The sequence below is a fragment of the Priestia sp. P5_B4 genome (assembly GCF_056400385.1).
On sequence record NZ_JBFULJ010001288.1, the window covers coordinates 1 to 793 of the forward strand.

At 37.2% G+C, this 793-nt stretch carries 1 protein-coding gene and 1 riboswitch; the gene reads left to right on the forward strand.

The features are described 5' to 3' along the window. Positions 1-21 precede the first annotated feature (21 nt). A riboswitch (Lysine riboswitch) is annotated at positions 22-206 on the forward strand. A gap of 145 nt (positions 207-351) precedes the next feature. Then, a partial coding sequence (locus tag AC1DRF_RS30540; protein ID WP_477742640.1) for a diaminopimelate decarboxylase family protein occupies positions 352-793 on the forward strand: 442 nt, incomplete at its 3' end.

The following is a 793-nucleotide window of genomic DNA, read 5'->3' on the forward strand; positions in this document are numbered from 1 at the left end:
CCTCTATTCTCAGAGAGGAAAATTATATTTAGATGTAATTCCTATTATATTTCCTTTTCCTCCGTCTAGTCAATGAAAAGTGAAGATAAGTAAAAGGGATTTCGTGCCGAAGTATATAAACATCCATTGTGTTCATATACTGGTTCAGTATTGAATAAATGCTGAGCTGTCACAAACCATTTGGTTTGTGGAGAGCTATTGAAGAGATGTTGATGCCTAGAATGTAATAATACTTTATTATTATGAAACCAAGACGCGTGAACATCACTTCACGGGTCTTTTTTGTGTTTTTCTACTGACCATCAAAGTTCAAAGTTATAGTTGAATGATTTAAATGGAGGGATACGGATTATGTACTTACATGGAACGAGTAAAATTAACAGCAGCAATCATTTAGAAATTGGGCAGTGCGATACGGTCGAACTGAAAAAACAATACGGCACTCCCCTATACATCTACGATCAAGAATTAATTGAAATGAAATGCAAGGCCTTCCATTCAGCCTTTCGAAGAAGCGGATTTTCATATCAAATCGCCTATGCAGGGAAAGCATTTCTTTGTATGGAAATGGCTAGCCTTTTAACGAAGCTTGATATGTCACTAGATGTGGTCTCAGGAGGCGAATTATTTACAGCGCTTGAAGCTGGATATCCAGCTGAACGCATTCATTTTCACGGAAATAATAAAACGATTGAAGAAATGGAAATGGCTCTTGATGCGAATATTGGCTGTTTTGTTGTTGATAACTTTACCGAACTTGAAGTTTTGCATGCCTTAGCAGCTGAGCGCAAAC